Below are 1,371 nucleotides of genomic sequence, written 5' to 3'. Positions count from 1 at the left end.
GAGCATCGTGGCCAGCTGTCTGAAGAAAACGGCCTTGTCCTTTAGCTTTATGGTGGAGACGGTTTCCAGCCTTTCCTTCAGGGACTTAGCGGCGCGCTCCTTTGTCTCCTCAACTTCTATGGGATAAAGGGACCTTTCCCTTAGCCACTGAAGGACCTGGGCGTTGGATTGCGCCTGCTGACTGCCGTAAACTATCCTGCCGTCGCTTGACCTTGCCTTGTAGCGATAAAGCATTTACCGCTCACCTCCTCCCCATGACCCCTTCGCCCGCAAAGGCGGACGTGCCCTCGCCGAAGACCATCCTGTCCAGGTCCTTAATGTCGAAGGCATAAGAGGCGGCCAGTTCGTAGGGCAGTTTGCCCTCTTTTATCAAGCGGGCCAAATCCTGGTCCATGGTGTGCATGCCCTGGTCCAGCCCGGTTTGGATGATGCTCTTCAATCCCGGAATTTTCCTTTCCCTGATGCAGTTTCGCACGGCCGGCACGGCCCACATGAGCTCCGTGGCGACCATCCTGCCTCCACCGGGAAGGGGCAGGAGCTGCTGTGAACATACGCCTATCAGGACGTTTGCAAGCTGGAGCTTGACCTGGTCCTGCTGATGGGGAGGAAAGACGTCCAAGATCCGATCGATGCTTTGAGGAGCGTCGGGCGTATGAAGCGTCGCCAAAACCAGGTGTCCCGTTTCGGCCGCAGTGAGAGCGGCGCGCACCGTCTCCAAATCCCTCATCTCGCCTATCATTATCACGTCGGGGTCCTGACGAAGCACTCTCTTTAGGGCCTCGGCAAAGCTCGTGGTGTCGATGCCGATCTCGCGCTGGTGTATTATCGACCTGTCCGAGTGAAACAAATACTCTATGGGGTCTTCGATGGTCACGATGTGGCAACTTCTCGATATATTAATTTCCTGTATTATGGCGGCCAGGGTCGTTGACTTGCCGTGGCCCGTGGGCCCCGTCACCAAAAAAAGGCCCTGACGTCTTCTTGCAACCTCGTGGAGCTGTTTTGGGAGGATGAGGTGTTCTATGAGGCGAATTGTCTTGGGAATGACCCTGAATGCCATGGCCATGTTGCCCCGCTCGAAGAAACAGTTACCCCTTAATCGAACGCTCATGCCATCGCTTGAGATGGCATAATGCAAACTGAAGTCCAGCTCTTTTTTATTCAGGTAACTTTCAAATTGCTCTTCCGAGAGCAGGGTAGTTATTACGTCCCTCACGTCCCCCGGATCAAGGGGGGGATGTTTGAGGGGGTGCAGTTTTTCGTCCACGCGCAGGACTGGAGGAATGCCAACCGAGATGTGGATATCGCTGGCATTCTTTTTCACCGCCTCACCGAACAATTCCCTGAGACTGATTTGCAATGCCATAAGCT

General features: G+C 54.8%; 1 protein-coding gene and 1 pseudogene. Both read right to left on the bottom strand.

Going from position 1 to position 1,371, the window contains the following annotated elements:
- Positions 1–234, bottom strand: a pseudogene (locus ACE4YL_RS10600) (type II secretion system F family protein); the annotation flags it as partial.
- A gap of 7 nt (positions 235–241) precedes the next feature.
- The gene (locus ACE4YL_RS10595; protein WP_461369628.1) at positions 242–1,366 is read right to left on the bottom strand and encodes a type IV pilus twitching motility protein PilT; all 1,125 of its coding nucleotides are present in this window, start codon (positions 1,364–1,366) and stop codon (positions 242–244) included.
- Positions 1,367–1,371: the final 5 nt, after the last annotated feature.

This window comes from Candidatus Darwinibacter acetoxidans (genome assembly GCF_041936445.1).
Taxonomy (GTDB): Bacteria; Bacillota; Limnochordia; order Darwinibacteriales; family Darwinibacteriaceae; genus DTU010.
The sequence above is the reverse complement of the archived record's forward strand: the minus strand, read 5'-3'. Positions and strand labels throughout refer to the sequence as shown.

What these genes read in the sequence shown, in the direction of transcription:
- ACE4YL_RS10595 (WP_461369628.1), bottom strand. Translation starts at nt 1,366, where the DNA reads ATGGCATTGCAAATCAGTCTCAGGGAATTGTTCGGTGAGGCGGTGAAA.